The 23,458-nt window shown below is 62.6% G+C and carries 18 protein-coding genes and 1 pseudogene; 6 read left to right on the plus strand and 13 right to left on the minus strand.

Annotation, left to right across the window (positions count from 1 at the left end):
• Positions 1-71: 71 nt before the first annotated feature.
• The gene (gene folP, locus AC0L2M_RS15750) at positions 72-914 is read right to left on the minus strand and encodes a dihydropteroate synthase (RefSeq protein ID WP_473531022.1); all 843 of its coding nucleotides are present in this window, start codon (positions 912-914) and stop codon (positions 72-74) included.
• A gap of 84 nt (positions 915-998) precedes the next feature.
• On the opposite strand from folP, the gene AC0L2M_RS15755 reads away from it, so the two are divergent.
• Entirely contained in the window at positions 999-1,616 is a 618-nt protein-coding gene (locus AC0L2M_RS15755; protein WP_031255671.1) for a DUF922 domain-containing Zn-dependent protease, read from the plus strand.
• 42 nt (positions 1,617-1,658) lie between these two features.
• Here the strand turns inward: AC0L2M_RS15755 and AC0L2M_RS15760 are convergent, their stop codons facing one another.
• The 4 genes from AC0L2M_RS15760 to AC0L2M_RS15775 form a co-directional block, all read right to left on the minus strand.
• Positions 1,659-2,687 (minus strand): NAD(P)/FAD-dependent oxidoreductase, encoded by a 1,029-nt coding sequence (locus tag AC0L2M_RS15760; RefSeq protein ID WP_287320811.1) that lies wholly within the window; start codon positions 2,685-2,687, stop codon positions 1,659-1,661.
• A 207-nt stretch (positions 2,688-2,894) separates the two neighbouring features.
• Positions 2,895-3,215, minus strand: coding sequence for a 2Fe-2S iron-sulfur cluster-binding protein (locus AC0L2M_RS15765; RefSeq protein ID WP_006334837.1), 321 nt, complete (start codon positions 3,213-3,215; stop codon positions 2,895-2,897).
• Positions 3,216-3,315: 100 nt separating this feature from the next.
• Positions 3,316-3,684 (minus strand): Hpt domain-containing protein, encoded by a 369-nt coding sequence (locus AC0L2M_RS15770; protein WP_027151987.1) that lies wholly within the window; start codon positions 3,682-3,684, stop codon positions 3,316-3,318.
• A gap of 216 nt (positions 3,685-3,900) precedes the next feature.
• Entirely contained in the window at positions 3,901-5,025 is a 1,125-nt protein-coding gene (locus tag AC0L2M_RS15775; RefSeq protein ID WP_473535303.1) for a pentapeptide repeat-containing protein, read from the minus strand.
• 303 nt (positions 5,026-5,328) lie between these two features.
• Between AC0L2M_RS15775 and AC0L2M_RS15780 the strand changes: the two genes are divergently transcribed.
• Complete coding sequence (locus AC0L2M_RS15780) at positions 5,329-11,163, plus strand: kinesin (RefSeq protein ID WP_473535366.1); 5,835 nt, start codon at positions 5,329-5,331, stop codon at positions 11,161-11,163.
• Positions 11,164-11,290: 127 nt separating this feature from the next.
• On the opposite strand, the gene AC0L2M_RS15785 is transcribed toward AC0L2M_RS15780, so the two are convergent.
• The 4 genes from AC0L2M_RS15785 to AC0L2M_RS15800 all read right to left on the minus strand — a co-directional run bounded on the left by AC0L2M_RS15785 (position 11,291) and on the right by AC0L2M_RS15800 (position 15,416).
• Positions 11,291-11,905: an ABC-type transport auxiliary lipoprotein family protein gene (locus tag AC0L2M_RS15785; RefSeq protein WP_473535367.1), complete on the minus strand. Its 615-nt coding sequence runs from the start codon at positions 11,903-11,905 to the stop codon at positions 11,291-11,293.
• 115 nt (positions 11,906-12,020) lie between these two features.
• The gene (locus AC0L2M_RS15790) at positions 12,021-13,394 is read right to left on the minus strand and encodes an MlaD family protein (RefSeq protein WP_473535304.1); all 1,374 of its coding nucleotides are present in this window, start codon (positions 13,392-13,394) and stop codon (positions 12,021-12,023) included.
• 14 nt (positions 13,395-13,408) lie between these two features.
• Positions 13,409-14,227, minus strand: a complete 819-nt coding sequence (locus tag AC0L2M_RS15795; protein WP_473535305.1) for an ABC transporter ATP-binding protein — start codon at positions 14,225-14,227, stop codon at positions 13,409-13,411.
• A gap of 1 nt (position 14,228) precedes the next feature.
• A complete protein-coding gene (locus tag AC0L2M_RS15800; RefSeq protein ID WP_027155114.1) occupies positions 14,229-15,416 on the minus strand; it encodes an ABC transporter permease in 1,188 nt (395 codons plus the stop codon).
• A gap of 100 nt (positions 15,417-15,516) precedes the next feature.
• Here AC0L2M_RS15800 and dgcA point away from each other — a divergent pair, with 100 nt between their 5' ends.
• The gene (gene dgcA, locus AC0L2M_RS15805) at positions 15,517-16,500 is read left to right on the plus strand and encodes an N-acetyl-D-Glu racemase DgcA (RefSeq protein ID WP_287258019.1); all 984 of its coding nucleotides are present in this window, start codon (positions 15,517-15,519) and stop codon (positions 16,498-16,500) included.
• Here the strand turns inward: dgcA and AC0L2M_RS15810 are convergent.
• Both AC0L2M_RS15810 and AC0L2M_RS15815 read right to left on the minus strand, forming a co-directional pair.
• Positions 16,471-17,688 (minus strand): annotated as a pseudogene (locus tag AC0L2M_RS15810) (MFS transporter). The gene dgcA and the pseudogene AC0L2M_RS15810 overlap by 30 nt on opposite strands.
• A 236-nt stretch (positions 17,689-17,924) precedes the next feature.
• A complete protein-coding gene (locus AC0L2M_RS15815; RefSeq protein WP_473535306.1) occupies positions 17,925-18,755 on the minus strand; it encodes a UDP-2,3-diacylglucosamine diphosphatase in 831 nt (276 codons plus the stop codon).
• Between the two features lie 119 nt (positions 18,756-18,874).
• On the opposite strand from AC0L2M_RS15815, the gene AC0L2M_RS15820 reads away from it, so the two are divergent.
• Complete coding sequence (locus AC0L2M_RS15820; protein WP_473535307.1) at positions 18,875-19,654, plus strand: SDR family oxidoreductase; 780 nt, start codon at positions 18,875-18,877, stop codon at positions 19,652-19,654.
• A gap of 132 nt (positions 19,655-19,786) precedes the next feature.
• Here the strand turns inward: AC0L2M_RS15820 and AC0L2M_RS15825 are convergent, their stop codons facing one another.
• Positions 19,787-20,335 (minus strand): TetR/AcrR family transcriptional regulator, encoded by a 549-nt coding sequence (locus tag AC0L2M_RS15825; RefSeq protein ID WP_287289736.1) that lies wholly within the window; start codon positions 20,333-20,335, stop codon positions 19,787-19,789.
• Between the two features lie 158 nt (positions 20,336-20,493).
• Here AC0L2M_RS15825 and AC0L2M_RS15830 point away from each other — a divergent pair, with 158 nt between their 5' ends.
• Together AC0L2M_RS15830 and AC0L2M_RS15835 are read left to right on the plus strand one after the other, a co-directional pair.
• Positions 20,494-20,904: a DUF1761 domain-containing protein gene (locus AC0L2M_RS15830; RefSeq protein ID WP_287175236.1), complete on the plus strand. Its 411-nt coding sequence runs from the start codon at positions 20,494-20,496 to the stop codon at positions 20,902-20,904.
• 317 nt (positions 20,905-21,221) lie between these two features.
• The gene (locus AC0L2M_RS15835; protein WP_027155121.1) at positions 21,222-22,127 is read left to right on the plus strand and encodes an alpha/beta hydrolase; all 906 of its coding nucleotides are present in this window, start codon (positions 21,222-21,224) and stop codon (positions 22,125-22,127) included.
• 354 nt (positions 22,128-22,481) lie between these two features.
• Here the strand turns inward: AC0L2M_RS15835 and AC0L2M_RS15840 are convergent, their stop codons facing one another.
• Complete coding sequence (locus AC0L2M_RS15840; RefSeq protein WP_473535308.1) at positions 22,482-23,450, minus strand: MBL fold metallo-hydrolase; 969 nt, start codon at positions 23,448-23,450, stop codon at positions 22,482-22,484.
• Between the last annotated feature and the right edge of the window lie 8 nt (positions 23,451-23,458).

Genomic DNA, 23,458 nt, shown 5'->3' on the forward strand with positions numbered 1-23,458 from the left:
CTTGGGCGCACAGACTACGCTCTAAGGGTTTTAATCTACGCATCCTGCTGGAATCGATTTCGATTTGCGAGCTATGCGGCGGTTTCACGCGCCAGCATAGCATCCGCAACCGCCAGCGCATCCACATTGATTGCGACATCGTGGACGCGAAAAAGCCGCGCGCCCTTGAGCCTCAGTATGACGCTCGTCGCCGCTGTTCCGGCGTCTCTGGCCGAGGCGTCGCGGCCGGTGACGGCGCCGATGAAGCGCTTTCGCGATGTACCGGCCATCAGCGGAAAGCCCAAGACATCGAGCTCGGAAAACCGTGCCATCAGGTCGAGATTTTCCTCTGCGGTTTCCTTGGCGAAGCCAAAGCCCGGATCGAGCACGATCTGGTCGTCGGCAACGCCGCTTCGCCGGGCGATTTCCAGGGACTTGCCGAGGAAGAAAAACTGATCCTCGATCACGTCGGGCAGTTTTTGCCTGTCACGCCCGGTGTGCATGATGACAAGGCCGGCGCCGGTTTCGGCCGCGACCCGCGCGATGCCTGGTTCGCGTTGTAGGCCCCAGACGTCGTTGAGGATGTGGGCGCCGGCGGCGACGGCAAGCCGGGCGGTGTCCTCGCGATAGGTGTCGACCGAAATCAGCGCCTCGCCGAGCCCGGCGAGCGCCTTGATGACAGGCAGCACGCGGGCCTGCTCTTCCTCGATGGCTACCGGAAATGCGCCGGGGCGTGTCGATTCCCCACCGACGTCAATGACGGAGGCCCCTGCTTCCGCCATCCGGCGCGCCTGGGCAATCGCCTGTTCGGGCGCGACGAACAGTCCGCCGTCAGAAAAACTGTCCGGCGTGACATTGAGTATACCGACGATCACCGCCTTGCCGCCAAGGTCGAGATGGCGCCCATGCGCCAGCTGCCATCGCCCTGTCGTCATTGTCGATAAACCATGTGTGATCCACCAAAGATCAATTCCGTTGCGTCGGCAACGGCCGTAGCGCAAGGTAGGCAAAGAGGCAACATGATGAAACGATCCCTGCTTTGCGCCCTGATGCTTGCTTGTTCCGCCTTGCCGGCGGGCACGGCGAATTTGGTGAAGACATATAGCTATTTCAGCATCGGCGGCAGAACGCTCGATGATATCGGATCCCAGCTTACGAAACTTGGACCTCGGGTGAAAAGCACCGGGATGCGGCATCCAGGCGCCACGCAGATGGCGTTCACCACCCGCGTCAGCTATGCGGAAAGATCTAACTCCTGCGCGATTGCCGACGCCGATGTCACCGTCAAGGTCAAGGTGATCCTTCCCGAGTGGCGCCGCCCGCGCAAGGCTGATGCCGGCGTAAGGCTGTTTTGGGATACATTGTCGGCCGACATCAAGCGTCATGAGGACCGCCATGTCGAGATCGCCAAGAACCATGCCGGCGAACTCGAGGATGCGCTGAAGGCGACCCACCCGCGCAAGACGTGCCAGGAGGCCAAGGCCAAGGCAGCGGAGATCTCCGCCGCTATTCTTGCCAAGCACGACCGCGCTCAGATGCAGTTCGATCGCGTCGAAACCATCAATTTCGAAAGCCGCATCCTGCGGCTGCTGCGCTATCGCATGAAGCGCATCGAAAACGGCCGGCTGCCGGGTTAGCTTCGGCCAGACGGTAAGGGCGATTCTCGTCGAGTAAGAGACTCAGCCGGCGACGCCGAGCTTCTTCTGCAGGCTGGTCGATGACGTCGTATACTGGAATACGATGCGCTCGCCGGGGCTGACGATGCGCTTGGCCGCCTGCGCCATCAGCGCGACCTCATGGAAGCCCGACAGGATCAGCTTCAGCTTGCCGGGATACCAGTTGATGTCGCCGACGGCGAAGATGCCCGGTACCGACGTCTGGAATTTCTCGGTGTCGACCGGGATCAGGTTCTCATGAAGATTGAGCCCCCACTCGGCGATCGGTCCGAGCTTCATGGTCAGGCCGAAGAACGGCAGCAACCGAGTGCACGGCACCTCGGTGTCACCGTCGGGTCCCTTGATGGTCGCCGCCGAGAGATGGCCGTCCGTGCCGGTCAACCCGGTCACCTGCCCGACATGGAAATCCAGTTCCTTCATCTCCTGCATGGCGTACATCTTGTTGACGCTGTCTGGCGCCGCGCGGAACTCCGGCCGCCGGTGCACCAGCGTCACGCTCTTGGCCACCGGCTGCAGGTTCAGCGTCCAGTCGAGCGCCGAATCGCCGCCGCCGACGATAACCAGGTCGTGGCCGCGGAATTCCTCCATCCGGCGCACCGAGTAGAAGACGCTCTTGCCCTCATAAAGCTCGATGCCCGGAATTGGCGGCCGCTTCGGCTGGAAAGAGCCGCCGCCGGCGGCGATAACCACAATCTTGGCTTCAAACACCTCGTTCTCGTCGGTGATGACGCGAAAGCTGCCGTCCTCGAGCTTTTCGAGGCTCGAGACCATGCGGTTGAAGGTGAAGTCGGGCTTGAACGGCGCGATCTGCTCAAGCAGTCTGTCGACCAGGCCCTGGGCCGAGATCGATGGCCAGCCGGGAATGTCGTAGATCGGCTTTTCCGGATAGAGTTCGGCGCATTGCCCGCCGGGCCGATCGAGTATGTCGATCAGATGGCATGTCATGTCGAAGAGGCCGAGCTCGAACACGGCGAACAGGCCGACGGGCCCCGCCCCGACAATCAATACGTCCGTCTTGATGATATCGGTCATGAATGCGCCTTCGATGCGCATGACCCCGAAAATCGGAATCGATTCTCGCCGGGGATCCTGCGCCAAATCACCGTGCTACAGCGTGCTTTGCGTGGTCCAGGGAACGTGCGGCGCTGTAGAGAACGGCGCGACACTGCATGACCATTGGCCCGCTGCCAAGCCGGCGCCGGAAAAATCGGCTATATCCCCCGCTTAAGCCTCCACGCTTCAGCCCTGGCGGGCGGGCACGCGCACAACCAGGCCGTCGAGAGCGTCGCGCACCTTGATCTGACAGGAGAGCCGTGAGTTCGGCTGGACGTCGTAGGCGAAGTCCAGCATGTCCTCTTCCATCGCTTCCGGCTCGCCGACCTCCGCCGTCCATGCCTCATCGACATAGACATGGCAGGTCGCGCAGGCGCAAGCGCCGCCGCATTCGGCCTCGATCCCCGGCACGGCGTTGCGGATCGCGTTCTCCATGACGGTCGAGCCGTTTTCGGCATCCACGTCAAAATGTGTGCCGTCATGGGCGATGAAGGTCAGCTTGGTCATTTGTCACCTGAAGGGAGTCCCAGCCGAGATAATCACTCCCGCAGACAAGTCAACTGCGGCGCGAAAGCGGCGCTCTATACCGTTTTTTTCGGAAATGGGTTTAACGGCTGATGGCGGCGACGAAATCGCGGACTTCTTCGATCAGGGAGCCAAGCCGCTTGAGGGTATTGGTATCTTCAGGTTGAAGTTCGATCGCGCCGGCGCAATCGGCAACAGCGAAGGCGCCGACGCCGCGCGCCGAGCCTTTCAGCCCGTGCGCCAGGAGCAGTCTTTGTTTCACATCGGCGTCGACGATCCTGTCGCGAACCGACAATGCCTGCTGCACGAACAGCGCCAGCACCTCCTGTTCGAGGCTGCGGTCGCCCATCGTCTGGCGCGCCAGATGCGCCAAGTCCACGGGCCGCGACCCAGCCGTTCCCGACACATCGCCGCCGGGCATCGAGAAGGCAATGCCGTTTTCGCCACGCATGACTCTGCACTCCGTTCTTCCAGTCGCCAAAAATAGGCAGCCGCCAAAAAATAGGCCCATCCTGTGGACGACGGGTTAACGATTGGCCCGGAAAAATGTTGCGATAGCGGCGCCGGAATCACAGTTCTGTTAACCTTATATTTAAAGTTTTACGTATCGTACCGAATGCATGTTTTCTTTACCCCGGTGTGTCATTACGATACGAAAGGTCCATTTTCAGCCTCTTGCGTGGGACACGAAAAGCAAAATCAACAAGTCCCGCGGCAGCTTGTACAGGGTAGCGAAGGCATGGCGAAGAAAACAACGACGACAAGAACGCTCGACAACGACGTAGCCAGGGAACTCGAAAAAGCACTTGAAATCGATCTGAACGGCGATGCCGGCGGCGACCTCGACATCGCCGCGTCGATGGAGGATTTGGAAGCGCAGATATCGCAGGCCGCCGACGAGTTGGCACGCGAGGGCCGTGACCAGGATGCCGAGGCTGTCGCCAACCAGAGCCAGGATGCCGAGCCTGTCGCCAACCAGAATCAGAATGCCGAGCCTGTCGTCAACCAGAGCCAAAATGCCGAGCTTGCCGCCAATCAGGACAAGAAAGCCCAGGACCAGAGAGAGGCGGCAAACGCCAGGCCGGCTGAACCGCGCCCTGCTGAGCTGCGCCCTGTTGAAACGCGCCCTTTTGAGACGCGCCCTGTTGAAACGCGCCCCGTTGAAACGCGCAATGGCACGCAGTCGGCCGGCTTCACGCCGGCCAACGATCCTCGTCAAAAAGATTACAAGACGCTGCTGCACACCCTCAATCGGCGTGCCTCGAACACGATCTACTGGGTCGTGGCGCTCGTTTCGCTCGCCTGGGTCGCTGGCGCCGGTGCATTGGCAAACCTGCTGTTTGGCCCAGGCATTTGGCAAATCCGCACCCCCGGCCAGTTTTTCGCCCGTCCCGAACTGATTGGCCTGGCAATCGCTGCGATCCTGCCCGTCCTCCTGTTCTGGGCGTTTGCAGCCATGATTCGCCGCGCGCAGGAGATGCGCATCGCCGCTCAGTCGATGACGGAAGTGGCTTTCCGCCTGACCGAGCCGGAGCAAATCGCCCAGGATCGCGTCATGATGATCGGGCAAGCCGTGCGCCGCGAGGTTGCGGCCATGGGTGAAGGCATCGAGCGCACGCTTGCACGTGCCGTCGAGCTCGAAACCCTGGTCCACAGCGAGGTCAACCAGATCGAGCGCTCCTATTCGGAGAATGAATCCCGCATCCGCTCGCTTGTCGACGGGCTGGGCAGCGAGCGCGAAGCGGTGGTCACCCACGCCGAACGCGTGCGCGCCTCGATCACCGGCGCGCATGAGACGCTGAAGGACGAAATCGGGGCTGCCAGCGACATCATTCGCGACAGCATCCTCAACGCCTCGACCAACCTGTCGATGACCATCACCAATTCCGGCGACACGTTGATCGACAGGATCAACCAAAGCTCGCTGTCGATCTTCGATTCGGTGGAAGGCCGGCTCGAATCCATCACTGACCGGCTGTCGACCTCCGGCGAAGCCTTCGCCAGCCTTCTCGACACACGCATTGCCAAGCTGACGGAGACGACCGACGGCCTCACCCGGTCGCTGACCGATCTGCTCGACGATCGGACCTCCGGCATGGTGTCGCTGCTCGGCGGCGCCGCACGCACGCTCAACTCCGAATTTGAAGCCAGCCTTGACGGCATCGAGCGGACGCTGGCCGAACGCGGCCAAGTGCTGATCAGCGAGTTCCAGACCCGCGCCGAGGCGCTGGACACCGGCACCCAAAAGCTCAACGCCGCGCTCGAGGCCCGCGCACGCCAGATCAACGAGACCCTGGTCGAGCGCGCGCGCGAAATCGCCCATACCTTCCAGGAGAGCAAGGAGACGCTTTCGGCGATGATCGATCAGGGCAAGACCCAGATCGGCGCCGACATGGCCGACATCGTTTCGTCGACCTCGTCGATGCTCGAAGCACGCGCCGGCGATTTCGCCGGCCGCATGGAAGCGGCCCGTCATGTGGTGTCGCGCGCCTTCGACGCCGACATCCAGCGGCTTGCCGATGCCCGCGTCGGCATCGAGGAGGCTGTCGAGAACCACAGCCGCAAGCTTTCCGAAAGCCGCGAACACATGACGGCGGCCATGCAGGCCGATCTGGAGAAATTCGCCGAAAGCCGCGCCGGCATCGACGCGGCTGTCACCGACCAGGTGCAGAAGCTTTCCGAAGGCCGCAATCTGATCTCGCGCGCCCTCGAGGAGGATCTGCGCAAGGTCAACGAGTCGCGCGCCGCCATCGATGCGTCGCTCGGCAGCCATCTCGAACGGCTCGAAGAGGGCCGCAACAGGCTTTCGCAGGCCTTGAATGAAGACTCCGGAAAACTTGTGCAAGCCCGCACGATCATTGACGAAATGGTTGCCGGCCATGTTGGAAAGCTTGCCGAAGGCCGCAGCATTCTTTCACGCGCTCTCGATGCCGATCTCGGCAAGCTGGCCGACAGTCGCGCCAGCATCGACGGCCTGGTCGCTGGCCAGGTCGAGAAGATCGCCGAAGGTCGCGCCTTGCTCGCCAAGGCGCTGGAAACCGACATTGTCGGCATCAAGGGTCTCATCGAGACCCATTCCGCCAAACTGGCGGAAGACCGCAGCGAGCTTTCGCGTTCGCTCCAAGACGACCTGTCGGGCATCCGAGGCCTGATCGAGGACCATTCGGGCAGGCTCGCCGACGATCGCAGCCTGCTTTCGCAAACGCTCGAGGCAGACCTTGCCAAATTGGCGGAAAGCCGGTCGAGCATCGACGGGCTGGTCGCCGGTCAGGTCGAGAAGCTGGCCGAAGGCCGCAACATCCTCAAGCGCGCGCTGGAATCCGATCTCAACACGATCAAGGAGGTCATATCAGGCCAGTCCGAAAAGCTGGCGGAAGACCGTGGTCAGCTCTCGAAGGCGTTGGAAACCGACCTGCAGAGCGTGAATGGCCTTATCTCCGATCACATGAACAGGCTCTCCGAGGACCGTTCAATCCTGTCGAAGGCGCTCGAAGACGATCTCGCCAAGCTGGCGGAAAGCCGGTCGAGCATCGATGGGCTGGTCACCGGGCAGGTCGAGAAACTGGCCGAAGGTCGCGACATCCTCAAGCGCGCGCTCGAATCCGATCTCAACACGATCAAAAGCGTTCTATCAGACCAGTCCGAAAAGCTGGCGGAAGATCGTGGTCAATTGGCGCGAGCGTTGGAAACCGACCTGCAGGGCGTGAATGGCCTTATCTCCGATCACATGAACAGGCTCGCCGAGGACCGTTCAATCCTGTCGAAGGCGCTCGAAGACGATCTCGCCAAGCTGGCCGAAAGCCGGTCGAGCATCGACGGGCTGGTTGCCGGCCAGGTCGAGAAACTGGCCGAAGGCCGCGACATCCTCAAGCGCGCGCTCGAATCCGATCTCAACACGATCAAGGAGGTCCTATCAGGCCAGTCCGAAAAGCTGGCGGAAGACCGTGATCAGCTCTCGAAGGCGTTGGAAACCGACCTGCAGAGCGTGAACGGCCTTATCTCCGATCACATGAACAGGCTCGCCGCAGATCGCTCGACCCTGTCCCAGGCGCTCGAAGACGATCTCGCCAAATTGGCGGAAAGCCGGTCGAGCATCGATGGGCTGGTTACCGGGCAGGTCGAGAAACTGGCCGAGGGTCGCGACATTCTCAAGCGCGCGCTCGAATCCGATCTCAACACGATCAAAAGCGTTATATCGGACCAGTCGGAAAAGCTTGTGGAAGACCGCTCGATCCTGTCGAAGGCGCTCGAAGACGATCTCGCCAAGCTGGCGGAAAGCCGGTCGAGCATCGACGGGCTGGTTGCCGGCCAGGTCGAGAAGCTGGCCGAAGGCCGCGACATCCTCAAGCGCGCGCTCGAATCCGATCTCAACACGATCAAGGACGTCATTTCAGGCCAGTCCGAAAAGCTGGCGGAAGATCGTGGTCAACTGTCGCAAGCCTTGGAGACCGACCTGCAGAATGTGAACGGGCTGATCTCCGATCACATGAACAGGCTCGCCGCAGACCGCTCGACCCTGTCCCAGGCGCTCGAAGACGATCTCGCCAAATTGGCGGAAAGCCGGTCGAGCATCGACGGGCTGGTTGCCGGCCAGATCGAGAAGCTGGCCGAAGGCCGCGATATCCTCAGACGTGCGCTGGAAGCAGACCTCAACACCATCAAGGGTGTCGTCGCCGACCAGTCTCAGCAGCTGACCGACAATCGCGCAGAGTTTGCGCGGGCGCTGGAGGCCGACCTCGGCAGCGTCAACGGTCTTGTGAACAGCCACGCCGAGAAGCTCATCCAGGACCGCTCGATCCTGTCCAAGGCGCTCGAAGACGATCTCGCCAAGCTGGCGGAAAGCCGGTCGAGCATCGACGGGCTGGTTTCCGGCCAGGTCGAGAAGCTGGCCGAAGGCCGCGACATCCTCAGACGTGCGCTGGAAGCAGACCTGCAGAAAATTGCGGCAAGCCGCAGCGACATAGACGACATCATCGCCGGGCACGTCGGCAAGCTGACCGAAGGCCGCGACGCGCTGACCCGTGCGCTGGAGGACGACCTCTCCAAGCTCGCCGACACGCGCAAGGAAGTCGACCGTTCTCTGTCCGGCCATATCGACCATATCGCCGCCAGGAGCACCGACATCTCGGACGCCATTGCCGCCGACGTCGAAAAGATCGAGCAGGCGTTCAGCCGCCAGACCGGCATCATCGAAGAGCGCGCCGGGACCATGGAGCGCGCGCTGTCGACCGGCGTCGACAACGTCCGCAACGTGCTCGAAAAGAGCGCCGTCTTCGTTGCCGGAGCGCTGCGCGAAAAGGTCATGGAAGTCACCAGCGCACTGCATGAGCAGGCAGGCGCGGCTTTCAGTGACGCCGATCGCAAGATCGCCGATCGGGCGGAGCAGACCTCTGCTGCCCTGCTCGCCAGGGCGGAGGATATCGCACGCACCTTCGAGGAAGCGGATCGCCGCCTCGCCGCACGTGCCGAAGACACGTCGAGCGCGCTCGTTGCGCGGGCGGAGGGTGCATCGAGCGCAATCATGGCCCGCGTCGACGACACCTCGAACTCGTTGCTGGCGCGCGCCCAGGAGACGGCCGACCAGCTGGCTGCCCGTGCCAGCGAGATCGCCGGTACATTCGATGCGGCGGACCAGAAGCTGGTTGCCCGCGCGGTCGAAACGGCACAGTCGCTTGCGGAACGCGCCGGCGACATCCTGCGCAATTTCGAAGGTGCCGACGAACGGCTCAGTGTGCGCATCGGCGAATCGGCCGAAGCGCTTGCAGCGCGTGCATCGGACCTTGGCCGCATTTTCGATGCTGCCGACCAGCAGCTGATCTCGCGCATCGCCGAAGGTTCGGAAGCGTTGTCGGCCCGCGCGTCCGAGATCGGCCGCATCTTCGATGAGGCGGATCACCGCCTGGTGTCGCGTATCGCCGACAGCACGTCGACGATCGGAGAACATGCCGACAACATCGTCGGGGCCTTCGCCAGCACCGAGCAGCGGGTTGCCGAACGTGCAAAGCAGACCGGGCAGGACCTGGCCGTCCACGCCCGTGAGATCGAGCAGGCGCTCGCGGGCGCCGACGAGCGCCTGGCCTCCAGCGCGGCGGCCGCGGCGGCTCGCGTCGAGGAACAGGTTGCCGGCGTCGAAAACCGTCTGGTCAACACCACCGAAACGATAGGCCAGAAGCTCAACGAGCAGGTTTCGACCGCTGAGGCGCAGCTCATTTCGCGCGCCAACTCGATCGCCGAAACCTTCACTGCGGTCGGCCAGCATATCGGCCAGAGCACCAACGACGCCGCCAAGACCATCGGCACCAACACCCGCGAACTCAACACCATGCTTGCGGCACGTTCGGCCGAGATCTCGAAAATCCTTGACGAAACGGCACGGCCTCTGGTCGAGCGCTTCGCCCACGGCGGCTCGGAATTGCAAAAGAGCATGGAAGAGGTGACCGAACGCGCCACCGAGAAGCTGCGCAGCGAAAACGCCGCCTTGGTCGACGCGCTCGCCAGCCGCACGGCCGAAACATTGTCGGCCGTCGAAGGGGCGCGCTCGACGCTTGCCGACAGCGTCGCCGATCTCATCGGCCGCATGAGCACCTCGAGCGCACAGCTCGGCCAGCTGATCGAACAGGCGGCGGCCAATCTCGGCCAGGTCGACGAACGCCTGACCGGCAGCACGCAAAGCTTTGCGGCGACAACGGAAAAAGCCGCGCAGACTTTTGCCAGCTCGGCGCGTCTGGTCGATTCGAACACGACACGGCTTACCGAGCTGTCATCCTCGACCTTGCGCGAGGTTGCCTCGATCGCCACCAAGTTCGACGAGCACAGCCGGTTGCTGTCCAGTGCTTCGGACCTGTTGAGCTCGGCCCAGAGCAACCTCGAACACACGCTGGAAAGGCAGTCGTCGCTGGAGGACCTCGCCGTCGGCCTGGTCAAGAAGTCGGAGGATCTCGAAAAAGTCATGCGCTCGTTCGAGGATCTGGTCGGCCAGACGTTGCAGAACGCCGAAGGCAAGACGCTGGAGTCGGCGGACAAGATCCGTACCTCCATTGCCGACGTCGTCGATTCGGCAACCAAGCGCTTTGCCGACGCGACCGAGGAGATGCGACGCACCGCCAGCTCGATCAAGAGCGAGCTCGACCTTACCCGCGCCGAGCTCAAGAAGGGTGTCATCGAGATGCCGGAAGAGGCAAAGGAATCGACCACGGCCATCCGCCGTGCCGTTTCCGAGCAGATCAACGCGCTGAAGGAACTCTCTGACATCGTTGCGAAATCTGGCCGCAGCACCGACTCCTCCGAGCCGCGCAACCTGCGTCCAGCACAGCAGACGCCTGCCCCGCGCGCGACTGAGCCGCTACGCCGGCCTCCGGCCCCGGAACCCCTTGCCCCGCAGGCGCCGTCGGGTGACACCACACTGCGCGGCGACCTGGAACGCCCGCCGGAGACGGCGCCGCGCCAGCGCGACCCTAATGGCCGTGCGCCGCAAGGCGGCTGGGTGCGCGATCTCTTGACCGGGGCGTCGCGCGAAGAGGCCGCCAAGCCGGCGGCACCTTCGGAAGCGCCACGCTCGACGGCCCCTGCCCAGCGCTCGCCGCTTCATGTCGTGGAGTCGCTCAACTCGCTTTCCGTCGACATCGCTCGCGCCATCGATCACGACGCCTCGATCGAACTGTGGAACCGCTACCGGAGCGGCGAGCGTGACGTGTTCACCCGGCGTCTCTACACGCTGAAGGGCCAGCAGACGTTCGACGAAATTCGCCGCAAATATCAAATGGAGGCGGAATTCCGCGCCGCCGTCGACCGTTACTGCGACGACTTCGAAAAGCTACTCAAGGACGTCTCGCGCAACGACCGCGACAACATGATGGCGCAGACCTACCTGACGTCGGACACCGGCAAGGTCTATACGATGCTTGCCCACGCCAGTGGCCGCCTGCATTGATCAGACGATAAGCGAACAGAAAAAGGCGGGAAACTCCCGTCTTTTAGGGCAATCGCTTCGGATTTGAATTTCACATCGCTACCGGCGTTGGCAGCGACAATTGAGTGCCCGGCCGTTCCGGCTGTGGTCAGATCACCGAATCGGTCCAGCGGACGATGTCCTTGGCGGCATCGCCGAACGCCCTGTCGAGCGCATCGACATAGGCCTGGTTGCCGCTGCCGGAGACGGGCGCGGTCGCGTTGAAGCTCTTGGAGGCGCGCACCTCGCCATTGCGGTCGTTCAATATCCGCACGAACAGCTCGACCTCGGCGTGTTGGCCGCCGTCGACGCGGACTTCGAAGGAACGGACCTCGACGATCACCTGATAGTCGATCGCCAGGCCCTCGCCCGGCTTGCCGACGCCGGCGAAACTGCCCGAGCGCTGGAATGTCTCGGCCAGTCGCGCCTGCACGATCAGCGGCAGCCGGTCGGCCCATTGCGCTCCCTTGAGGTACTGGATCGAGCGCACCGACGGCTTGATGACGATGTTCTGGCTGTCCAGCGCCTTGAGCGCGGAAGGCTGGGCGATGAGGATTTGTTGGCGGCCGCGGCCGCGCGCATCGAGCGACGGCGCCGACAGTTCGAATGTGTCCAGGGGCGCCGGCCCGCCGCCCGGCAAAAACGCGCAGCCGGCCAGCGAAAGCGCAAGCAATGCCACACACGCAGTGGGCCCGCCCGCTTTGACCCCGCCCAATCTAAGCACGCCCAATTTAAGCACGACCGACTTCACACGCGATCCCCGTTGTCCCCGAATCGAATGAGCAAATCGCACCCGCAGCGTACTTGCCTGCCGTTCTTGGGGCCGGCGAAAGCCGAAGTCAACGCCGCGCCCTGCCATCGAATTGCCGAACCTCACCTTCGCCGCCTGACAGGATTCGCTGCGGATTGCGGCTGAGATCCGTTACCGCCTCTTCGATGCGGTTGATCGAGCGACGGCTGTCTTGGACCAGCGCCTCGACGTCCTGCAGGCCCTGGCCGGAGAATCGCGCCAGATTGTCGGTGATGGTGCCGAGGCGGGCGTTCAGCGTGTCGGCGACCTGCTTGAACGATTTCAGGGTATTCCTGGCGTCGGCTATCATGCCGTCGGCCTGGCCTGAGCCGAGCAATGTATCGACCTTGACGAGGATGCCGTCGACACGCACCGAAGCGTCGTTGAGGCGCTCCGCGAGCTGCTGCGCGTCCTTGATCGTCTGGTCGATATCGTCGGCCCGGTTGGCGAATTTGTTGGTCACCTTGGCGATGTCGGCGGCAGCCTCGTTGGCGTTTTCGCTGGCCTTCTGGATGCTGGCCAGCGCGGTGCGGACCTGTGCCGGATCGATGCCGTCGAGAACGCCGTCGACCTTGGCCAGCGTGCCTTGCGTCCTTTGGGCGAAATCGTTGATCGACCCCACCGCGGTGTCGACATTCCTGACGACCGTGTCGAACTGCTTGCTGGTTTCCTTCAGGTTCTCGGTCACCGTATCGACGTTGGCGACGATGCTCTTGATCTGATCCTTGTCGACGGCGTTGAGCAGCCCTTCCGCCGCCTTCAGCGTGCCGTCAAGCTTGCCCGAGACGCCCCTCAGTTCCTCCGACAGCGAACTGACGCTGGCGAGGAATTTGTCGATGCCGTCGGAGTTCTTGGCCAGCGCATCGGAGAAGGTCTGCACATTGTTGACGGTCTGCGTCAGCGGCCCGCGAACGTCGCTGGTGAAGCCTTCGAGCTGGGAGAGAACCGTATCGGCGCGGGTGAAGATGTTCTGCGCCGTCTGCAACAGGTTGGTGACCGCTGACGGGTTGGCGACGATCTCGGCGACGCGGCCCTCCTGCTCCGCCTGGTCGAGAAGGTTGACCTCCTTGGGGTCAGCGCCCCTGAGCTCGATACTCGCTTGGCCGGCGAGGCTGACGATCCCGATATCGGCCTGCGTCGATTTGGTGATCGGCGTCGTGCGGCCTACTTCGGCTTCGGCTATGGCGTCGTTCGGATTGGCGGGGTCGATGTAGACGCGCCTGACATCCCCGACCCTGACGCCGTTGAACAGCACGAAACTGCCGCGGCCGAGGCCGGAAGCCGATCCCGGAATGCGCACCCGCAGCATCGCCGTCTCACCCCTGTCGCCGATCGCGGCCGTCCAATAGACGAACGCGAATGCCGCCAGGATCGCGGCTAGCGTGAAAATGCCGACAATGACGTAGTTGGCTCTGGTTTCCATTTATCCACTTATGGCTACGCGCGGGCCGCAAGATCAAGTTGCCGCGCACGTTTTCCGCGAAAATAGGATTTCACCCAGGGTTCCTCGCTCTTGAGCATGTCGTCGATCGTGCCTTCGACCAGCACTTTCTTGTTGCCGAGCACGGCCACCCGATCACAAGCGGTGAACAGCGTGTCGAGATCGTGCGTGACCATGTATACGGTCAGATCCATGGTATCGCGCAGCTTGACGACCAGTTCGTCGAACTCAGCCGCGCTGATCGGATCGAGGCCGGATGTCGGCTCGTCCAGGAATACGATGTCGGGGTCGAGCGCCAGCGCGCGCGCCAGCGCCGCACGCTTGATCATGCCGCCGGAAAGCTCGGACGGGAATTTCTGCGCCGCATCCGGCGGCAACCCGACCAGTTCGACCTTGAGCATCGCCAACTCGTCCATCAGCTTTTTCGGCAGATCGAGATATTCGCGCATCGGCACCTGCACGTTTTCGAGCACCGTGAGCGCCGAAAACAGCGCGCCGTGCTGAAAGAGGACGCCAAGGCGCATGTCGATGCGAAGGCGCTCCCTCTCGCTCGCCTTTTCGACATCGACGCCGAACAGCTTGATCGTTCCCGACTGCTTGTGCACCAGGCCGAGAATGGTGCGCAGCAGAACCGACTTGCCGGCGCCGGAGGCGCGGACGAAGCCGAGAATTTCGCCACGCCGGATATGGAGCGACAATTTATCGAGAATGACCTTGTCGCCGAAGGAGACGGTGACGTCGTGCGCAGAAAGCACGATCTCGTGCTCGTCGGCCCTTTGCGTAGTCGTGGTCGGCTTTGTGCCAAGCAGCGCCATGTCAGAACTCGATCGCTGCGTAGAACATGGCGAAAAGCCCGTCGAGAATGATCACCACGAAGATCGACTTCACCACCGAAGCAGTCACGTGCTGCCCGAGCGATTCGGCGCTGCCGCCGACCTTCATGCCTTCGACCGAGGCGATCGTGCCGATGATCATGGCCATGAACGGCGCCTTGATCAGCCCGGCAAAGATGGTGCTGAGATCGATGGCAACGCGCAGCCGGTCGATGAAGGCGGCCGGTGCGATGTCGGAGTAGAGCCATGCCGCGAGTATGCCGCCGCCGAGTGCGGCGAAATTGGCAATGATCGTCAGGCAAGGCAGTGCGATCACCAGCGCGACCAGCCGCGGAAACACCAGAACGCCGATCGGATTGAGCCCGATGACCTTCAGCGCGTCGACCTCCTCGCGCATTTTCATCGAGCCGATTTCAGCCGTGATGGCGCTGCCCGAACGGCCGGCGATCATGATCGCAGTCATCAGCACGCCGAGCTCGCGCAGGATCAGCACGCCGACAAGGTCGACGACGAAGATATCGGCGCCGAAATAGCTGAGCTGATAGGCGCCTTGCTGGGCGACGATCGCCCCGACGATGGCCGACATCAGCACAACCACCGGGATGGCGCCGACGCCCATGCGGTCCATCTGGTTGAAGATCGCCGCCGGATTGACCGCATGGCCGCGGCCAAGCTTCATCTGCGCGCCGCGTATCGTCGCGCCCAGTATGTTCATCGCGGCCAGGAAATCGTCACGCATCTCATAGACGCGGCGGCCAACCGCCTCGAGCGCGCGAATGACGATGTTCGGCGGCCCAACGATGCCGGAATCAGGTTCGCGTCGAACGGCGTCGCCGACGGCGCCGAGCAGGATCGAGGCAACCTCGCTTTGCCCCTGCATCGTGATTTTCACACCCTGCTTTTCGAAGGCGCTAACCAGACGGTCGATCACCCAGGCCCCGGCGGTGTCCATCTTCTCGATATGCGAGAGGTCGAGCGCCAATGTCTGAAAGCCGCTGCGTTGCTCGATCTTGCGCATCTCGGCATCGACGAGCGCCACGGTGCGTGTCGTCCAGGTGCCGGAGAAAGCGCAGCCGAGGACGCCGCCGTCCTCGCCGACCACAACGCGCGGCTGGTGGTCGGCCTCCTTGGCGGTCGTGCCGCTTGCGTCGCGTTTGCGGATCGTCAACATGGCGTCCTGTTTAGCCTGACGGGCCGATCTGTTTAACCTGACAGAACCCACCTGTCGATTTGCCGACAAGCTTGTTGTCGCACAGCCGGAGCAGAAAAATATGGCGCGTGTCATTTCGGTCGAGTCCGAGCGCTTTGCCATCGCCGGGACCTTCACCATCTCGCGCGGTTCGAAAACCGAAGCCGAGGTCGTCACAGTGACGATCCGCGAGGACGGCCAGAGCGGGCGCGGCGAATGCGTCCCCTACAAACGCTATGGCGAAACCATCGAGGGTGTGCGCGATGCGATCGAGGCGATGCGGGAGCAGGTTCAAGACGGCATCAGCCGGGCCGCGCTGCTCGACGCCATGCCGGCGGGCGCGGCGCGCAACGCCGTCGACTGCGCGCTATGGGACCTGGAGGCGAAGATCGCAGGCAAGCCGGTGGCTTCCAGCATCTGCACGGCGCCGCCGAGGGCGCTCGAAACGGCTTACACGCTGTCGCTCGGCGAGCCCGAAGCCATGGCAGCCCAGGCCCGCGCCAATGCCCTGCGCCCGCTTCTCAAGGTCAAGATCGGCGGCGACAACGACATGGCCCGCATCCGCGCGGTCAGGGAGGCGGCACCGGCGAGCCGCATCATCCTGGACGCCAATGAGGGCTGGAGCGACGACAACATCGTTGCAAACCTGGCCTTTGCCGCCGAGCACGGCATCGCGCTGATCGAACAGCCGCTGCCGGCGGGCCGTGATGGCATCCTTCGCAACATCGCCCATCCGGTGCCGATCTGCGCCGATGAAAGCCTGCATGAGGCTAAAGACCTTGCCTCGCTTGTCGGCCTTTACGATGGCGTCAACATCAAGCTCGACAAGTCAGGCGGCTTGACCGCTGCCCTCGTCCTTCGCGATCGCGCCCGCGAACTGGGTTTTGGCGTCATGGTCGGCTGCATGGTCGGCACGTCATTGGCCATGGCGCCGGCGGTGCTGTTGGCCCAGGATGCCGATTTCGTCGATCTCGACGGTCCACTGCTGCTGGCCCGCGACCGTGCGCCTGGCCTTGTCTACCAAGGTTCGCTGGTGTCACCGCCCGATCCGGTGCTGTGGGGCTGAACGCGCCGCAAGCCCGATCAGCACAAGGCCGACCAGGGCGATCGGGATCATGGCAAAAAAGCCGTCGACGCCGAAGCGGTCGTAAAGCGGGCCGCACAGGAGCGTCACCACAGCGGTGAAAAAGCCGTTGGAGAATTAGGCGATGCCTTGCGCGGCCCCGGTGCGTTCCTCCGCGACCGTCTCACCGATCATTTTCTGCAGGCCGATCAGCACCAGCGCCACCGAGACCGCGTGCAGCGTCTGGACTGCGAAAAACCCACCTACGCCAAGGCCAAGCGGCCAGATCAAGGGAAAGGCAATCCAGCGCACGATCGCGCCTATTCCCGCCATCACCATGATCGATACGACCGAGAAGGAACCGAAAACCCGAGTAAAGATCATGAACATGCCGATCTCGGCCAGGACACCCCAACCCCAAAGCAGCCCGACCACAGAGTCGCCGATGCCGATCGATTTCCAGTAGATCGAGACGAAGCCGTAGAAGAACGCGTGGCTGGCGGTGATGACGCCGACGCCGACGGAGAAATACAGGAAATAGCCGTTGAGGAGTTTTGGCGCCGACTGCTGGATGTCGGCAGCCGAAAGCGGCGAGGCACGGCGGGGACGGCCGAGCCGCGGCGCGATCAGTGCGACGACAAGTGCGGCGCCAAACGCCACGAAGATGATCACCGGAACTGCCTGGGCGCCGGTCGCCGACAGGATAAAACCGCCGGCAAGATTTGCGCACAGATAGGAGATCGATCCCCATTTGCGCATGTTGGCATAATTCGAGCCGAAGCGGCGCACCCCCGACAGCGCCAGCGAATCGGCGATCGGCGAATGCGGCGTCCAGGCGACGGTGAGCGCCAGCGAAACGGCCAGCACCATGGCATAGGTCGGCGTCAGGAAATAACCGGCGGACAGCGCCAGCGATGCGGCCGTCAGCGCGACATAGACATGGGCGCGGTCGCTCGTCCTGTCGGCCAGTGCCGTAAGCCATGGCGTCGTCACCACGCGCAGGAACATCGGTGCCGCGAGAATGATCGCTATCTGCTCGGCATCAAAACCGTTTGCCTGCAGCCACAGCGGAAAGTACGGCAAATGTATCCCGAGCGGCACGAAAAGCGTGAAGAAGATCAGGCCCATGCGCAGCTCGAACTGACGCGGCTTGACGAGTTGTTCGAGTAAAAGCGGCGGCAGGGAGGACATCAGCAGGCAATCCGTCGGCGCAGCATTCGACCGGCCGGCCAGCCAACGCACGCCGATCCCATAACATGGCAAAAAAAGCGATGAAACCGCTGCGCTAAAGCGCGTCCCGTTTGACCGCCTCATGCGACGCGCTTTAGGTTCTTGTTTTAGTATGTCGTTATCGCAAAACCGCTGCACACCCTCGTGTCAGGCCCGAGGGCATGCTTTTGCGCGACATGCATGAACGCATCATCGCGTCAGGCAGCCTGGACTGCCCTGCCCTTGATGGCGACGATGTCGATCGGCACCAGCACTTCGCCGCCGACCGGAGCCTCCGGCAGGACGTGCGCCCAGTGCAGGATCTCCATCTGGCCGTCGAAATGCTCGACCACTGCGGTGCAGCTCTCCACCCAGTCACCGGTGTTGATGTATTGCACGTCCCCATAATTTTCGATCGCGGCATGGTGGATGTGGCCGCAGATCACGCCGTCGACATGCGAGCGGCGCGCTTCCTCGGTCAGCATGGTCTGGAACGAGCCGATGAAATTCACCGCCTTCTTGACGTTGACCTTGGCCCAGGACGAAAACGACCAGTAAGGCAGGCCAAGCAGCTGGCGAAGCCGCGTCACCACGCGGTTGACCAGCATCGCCGCATCATAGGCGTAGTCGCCGAGATAGGCCAACCAGCGCGCATTGTGGACGACGGTGTCGAACTGGTCGCCATGGATGACGAGAAAGCGTTTGCCGTTGGCAGTCTCGTGGACGACGCGGTCGGCGACGACGATGCCGCCGAAATGCACGCCCTGGAACTGGCGCGCGAATTCGTCGTGATTGCCGGCGATGTAGGTGATGCTGGCGCCCTTGCGCGCCTTGCGCAGCAATTTCTGGACGACGTCATTGTGGCTTTGCGGCCAGTGCCAGTTCCGTCTGAGCCGCCAGCCGTCGACGATGTCGCCGACGAGATAGATGATATCGGCGTCGTGATGGCGCAGGAAATCGATCAGGAACTCGGCCTTCGCCGCCTTCGATCCGAGATGGACGTCGGAGATGAACATGCTGCGGAATGTGCGGGGCTCTGCGCCAGGCATTGGATTCTCACCGTTGCTTCCGAACAGGCTATGCCTCGATTCATGCAACAACCGTATGACGGTTGCGATTGGTCCAGCCGCAAGAGTAGGTTGCGACCCAAATCAGAGGAGAAATCGCCATGGATCTCGGTATTCGCGGAAAAAAGGCCATCGTCTGTGCTTCGAGCAAAGGCCTTGGGCGCGGTTGCGCCATGGCGCTGGCCGAAGCGGGCTGTGATCTGGTCGTCAACGGGCGCAACTCCGACCAACTGGCCAAGACCGCCGCCGAACTGCGCGAAAGATTCGGCGTTGAGGTGACCGAGATCGTCGGCGATGTGTCGAAGCCCGAGGTGCAGAAGGCGCTGCTTGCCGCCTGTCCCGATCCCGATATCCTCGTCAACAACAATGGCGGACCGCCGCTTCGCGATTTCCGCGAGCTCGACCGCGAAAAGATCCTCGAAGGCGTCACCCAGAACATGGTGACCCCTGTCGAGCTGGTTCAGGCTGTGATCGACGGCATGGCCGAGCGCGGCTTCGGCCGCATTGTCAACATCACCTCGCTGTCGGTCTATGTTCCCATTCCCGGCCTCGATCTGTCGTCGGGCGCGCGCGCCGGCCTGACCTCGTTACTGGCCGGCGTCGCGCGGACGGTGATCGACCGCAATGTGACGATCAACAACATGCTGCCGGGCAAGCTCGACACCGACCGGCTGCGTCCCCCGCATGAAGCCGGCACACCGGAAGATCCGGCTGCTGCCGCCGCACGCAAGGCCCAGGCAGCAGTCAACATTCCGGCCAAGCGGCTCGGCACGCCGGAGGAATTCGGCCAGATTTGCGCCTTCCTGTGCTCGGTTCACGCCGGCTACCTGACCGGGCAGAACATACCGGTGGATGGCGGCCTCTACGTCAGTGCGTTCTAGTGGCAGAATCCAGGGTTGATAGCGGCTGGGAGCGGCGAGAAAAAGGATGTTTTTCCGACCGTCTTTCACGACGGATCCCGAGGCTTGCTGCGGCCGCCCCTGATCCGCCTCCACGCTCTGATGAGAGTGCGACTAGTCTCGCCCCATCAGCGTCTTGATCAGCGTCTCGGCGAGCCAGCTTTCATATTCGTCCGAAGACCAACCCCGCTCCAACACGAGCATGCGATATACGTCGCGGCCGGTATACATCCATAGGATGTCGCGCACGCGGGCTAAGCCGAGTTGGCGCGCGACAGTGACGGATGCGACGAGAAGGTTGGCACGCGCTTCCTGGAGCTTGAAGCGGACGGTCTCCAACTCCGTCTCGATCGCCTTCAGCTCGGGAGACAGGGCCGAGACGCCTCGCATAAGGCCGATCTCCTCACGTTCAGCATCAAGGATGACCCGAGAGATCGAGGCAGTAATACGCAGAATTTCCTCGGGGTCTCTCGCGTTCTCGGCCTGCTTAGCTATCTCCGCATAGCGCGGGCCGAAGAAGGAACGGTCGACCACGGCTCTTAGAATGCCGGTCTTCGACTGGAACAGGGCATAGACGGTCGGTGCCGAAACACCGGCGGCTGATGAGATGTCATTAATCGTGACCTTTTCCACTCCGCGCGCAGTAAAAAGCTCTTTCGCCACATCGAGAATGCGTTGACGCGTGCCGGAAGCGCGCTCCGACCGCAGCCGTGCGTCGTAGCGCCTGCGGGTCTTTGAACTGTCATTCATATTGGATATAGTAAGCTATACCCAATATAACCGCCAGATCATTGAATCGGTAGGCTGGAAGGAGGAGCAGCATGATCGAGTTTGTGCCGATAAACCTCTGGGGGATCGGAACTGCGGTACTCGCAGCCTGGGCTGTCGCTGGGCTTTGGTATTCGCCGCTGCTCTTTATCCGACCGTGGGCAGAGATGTCGGGCGTCGACGGCGCGAAATTCGCCGCCGGCCTGCGGCGGGCGATTGCGGTCGACCTTGCCTCGTTTGCGGTCATGGCGTTTATCCTCGATCAGGTACTTCACGCCTGGGGCGCGCTGACGATCGTCTCGACCGTCCTCTGCACTTTCCTGCTCTGGCTCGGCTTCGTCGCTGTCACGCTGCTGCATTCGGTGACCTATGAGCACCGGCCTCTGCGCTATTATGCGATCAATGCCGGCTATCGCTTGGTCAGCATGATGGCAATGGGCGTGATCCTGACCGTGTTGCGCTAACAAAGGCGCTGTTGTCGACCTGTTCCAGGCATCCGGATTTGCTCGCTCTGCGGCGCAAGTTGACCCAAACGCGACCTTCCGGAACCGATTTTCCTTCCCGAAACCGGACATTGAACGCAACCAGCGCTCATGGACCCGAAGCGGCCAAATATCAGATGGAAATATTCGACCATAGCGGGGGCAGTGCTAAAAGATGACGAGCGGGTTTACGGGCCCTGGCGCGATTCTAACGAAATTCCCCAAGCGCTGGCATTGGCACTTTATGGATGACGTTTGGCTGTTGCTGTCCGCCGGTTTGATGAGGCTAGGGAAGCAAAATGAGCGATGTGGACGAACACCTCGATCTGACGGAGATCAACGCCGTCCGCAGGTTGTTGACGTCAAAGCCACGACCGGTGGACTGGGGCGAACGCCGGGCGCGGCTCGACGAGGTTGGTTCGGTGTGGCCGATTGCGGACGACATCCGATGCGAGGATGCGGTTCTCGACGGCCTTGGGGGAGAGTGGTCGCTAGCGCCTGAGAGTGACAGGGATAAGGTTCTGCTCTTCTTCCACGGTGGTGGCTACTGCTCCGGCTCTCTCCAAAGTCATCGTCGAATGGTCACCGAGGCAGGTCGAGCAATGGGAATGCGCACCCTCGCGATCGACTATCGACGCGCACCGGAACATCCTTTCCCTGCGCAACATGAAGACGCACTCACCGCATGGCGCTTTCTGAGCCGGCAAGGGATCGCGCCGGACCGCATCGTGGTTGGCGGAGACAGTGCGGGCGGCAACCTCACCCTGTGCTTGGTCAATATATTGTGCGCGGCAGGGGAGCGGTTGCCGCGATGTCTTTGGCTGGTCTCGCCCTGGACGGACCTTTCGATGGCCGGCGCGACACTATCAACTAAGGACGCAATCGACCCTATCATCCACCGGGCGTATTTGGAGGAACTGGCCACCGCCTATGTTCCCCATGGCGTTGGTCGGCGCGATCCCCTGATCTCGCCGTTGTTCGCCGATCTGAGCGGATTTCCCCCAATGCTGATACAAGTCGGTTCGGCCGAGGCGCTGTTGTCGGACGCAACTCGGCTCGCGGAAGCCGCTGGCGCGGCTGACGTCAAAGTACGTCTCGAAATTTGGCCGTATATGATTCACGCTTGGCCGGTTTGGAATGCAGGATTGAGTGCCGGTCGCCGCACTCTTCACAGCGCGGGCGTGTTTGTCCGCGAATATTTATAACCCTGGGTGAGGCATCTGCTGGCGCCACTTTCTCGTTCCCAATCGACGAGACGAATGACAGCATTCCGCAGGCTGCACCCGTTGCAGACATCAAACTGGGCGATGGCGGCCTCTACGTCAGCGCGTTTTAGTACCTAACGCTTGGTACCCGCTGGGAACGCCGGGAGGCGATCCATCTCGGCCGTTCTTGTCAGGAAGTGACGGCTCTGAACGCAGGCGTTGCAGGTGCCGTGCCAGACCATAAGGAGCCGATTTATCGTCCGAAGTCTCAAAGACATCGGCTGCGCTGGCGAGGGGCCGGGTGTGGTGTTGAGCAGCGGGGCTATGATGGCACCCATCCTGCGCTGGCCGCCGCTACAGTGCATAGGGCCATTCGTCCGGCACGAAGCGATAGGCGTCGCCATCGCGCGCCACATGGCCGATGCCGGGGAACGGCAAATGCATGCCGGCGATCAGCATCCGGTCGGCAGCGACCCGGTCGAGCGTCCGCTTGCGCGTTTCGGCAGCCAGCTTGGAATCGACATCGAAGGCGATGCTCCAGTCCGGGCGCGCGAACTGGTAGGTCGCCATGTGCACGACATCGCCCCAGATGAACAGCGCCTCGCCGTCCGATTCCACGATGAAGCCGGCATGGCCCGGAGTGTGGCCGGGCAGCGGCACGGTGCGGATCGCGCCGACCGCCTCGCGCTCGCCGTCCACCTGCCGCACGCGGTTCGCATAGGCGGCGGCGGCCTGGCGGGCGCCGATGAAGAACTGCCTTGCCCCATCCGGCGCCTGGTTCATGTTCGCGTCGTCATGCCAGAAGGCGTAATCGGCAGCGGTGACGACGAGCTCGGCATTGGGAAACAGCGCCTGGCCGGCGGGAGTTAGAACGCCGTTGATATGGTCGGGATGCATGTGGGTAATCAGCAATGTATCGATCTGGTCCGGAGAGACGCCGACCGCCTCGATAGCGGCCGGAAGTCGGCCGAGTGACGGGCCCATGCTGTCCGACGTACCGGCGTCGACGAGCACCAGACGGTCGCCCAGATTGATAAGATAGGCATTGACCGGTGCGCGGCGCGGTCCGGGCTTCTGGAAGCTGGCCTCAGCCAGCCGCTCCGCATCGGCCTCAGCGAGCCCGATGACCAGCTCGGAACCAAGGTCGATATAGCCATCTAGTAGCGCCGTAACCTGGACCGATCCCACGTTGCGGCGCAGCGCGCCAAGGGTTGCGGCGTCGACCAGCGGCGCGCGGGCCACCGCCGGAACGGAGACATTGGCTAGGAGAGTGCCGCCGGTTAGGCCGGCACCGGCGAGAAAATGACGGCGGGAAAGCGGCATTGCATCGT

The organism is Mesorhizobium sp. WSM4806 (assembly GCF_055811635.1).

Bases quoted from the DNA above. Each gene is read 5' to 3' on its own strand.
- folP (WP_473531022.1), bottom strand. From the start codon at position 914: ATGACGACAGGGCGATGGCAGCTGGCGCATGGGCGCCATCTCGACCTT.
- AC0L2M_RS15755 (WP_031255671.1), top strand. From the start codon at position 999: ATGATGAAACGATCCCTGCTTTGCGCCCTGATGCTTGCTTGTTCCGCC.
- AC0L2M_RS15760 (WP_287320811.1), bottom strand. From the start codon at position 2,687: ATGACCGATATCATCAAGACGGACGTATTGATTGTCGGGGCGGGGCCC.
- AC0L2M_RS15765 (WP_006334837.1), bottom strand. From the start codon at position 3,215: ATGACCAAGCTGACCTTCATCGCCCATGACGGCACACATTTTGACGTG.
- AC0L2M_RS15770 (WP_027151987.1), bottom strand. From the start codon at position 3,684: ATGCGTGGCGAAAACGGCATTGCCTTCTCGATGCCCGGCGGCGATGTG.
- AC0L2M_RS15775 (WP_473535303.1), bottom strand. From the start codon at position 5,025: ATGCGCGCCGGTGATCGAGGCGCGCACGCGTTCGGCGTGGGTGACCAC.
- AC0L2M_RS15780 (WP_473535366.1), top strand. From the start codon at position 5,329: ATGGTGTCGCTGCTCGGCGGCGCCGCACGCACGCTCAACTCCGAATTT.
- AC0L2M_RS15790 (WP_473535304.1), bottom strand. From the start codon at position 13,394: ATGGAAACCAGAGCCAACTACGTCATTGTCGGCATTTTCACGCTAGCC.
- AC0L2M_RS15795 (WP_473535305.1), bottom strand. From the start codon at position 14,227: ATGGCGCTGCTTGGCACAAAGCCGACCACGACTACGCAAAGGGCCGAC.
- AC0L2M_RS15800 (WP_027155114.1), bottom strand. From the start codon at position 15,416: ATGTTGACGATCCGCAAACGCGACGCAAGCGGCACGACCGCCAAGGAG.
- dgcA (WP_287258019.1), top strand. From the start codon at position 15,517: ATGGCGCGTGTCATTTCGGTCGAGTCCGAGCGCTTTGCCATCGCCGGG.
- AC0L2M_RS15815 (WP_473535306.1), bottom strand. From the start codon at position 18,755: ATGCCTGGCGCAGAGCCCCGCACATTCCGCAGCATGTTCATCTCCGAC.
- AC0L2M_RS15820 (WP_473535307.1), top strand. From the start codon at position 18,875: ATGGATCTCGGTATTCGCGGAAAAAAGGCCATCGTCTGTGCTTCGAGC.
- AC0L2M_RS15830 (WP_287175236.1), top strand. From the start codon at position 20,494: ATGATCGAGTTTGTGCCGATAAACCTCTGGGGGATCGGAACTGCGGTA.
- AC0L2M_RS15835 (WP_027155121.1), top strand. From the start codon at position 21,222: ATGAGCGATGTGGACGAACACCTCGATCTGACGGAGATCAACGCCGTC.
- AC0L2M_RS15840 (WP_473535308.1), bottom strand. From the start codon at position 23,450: ATGCCGCTTTCCCGCCGTCATTTTCTCGCCGGTGCCGGCCTAACCGGC.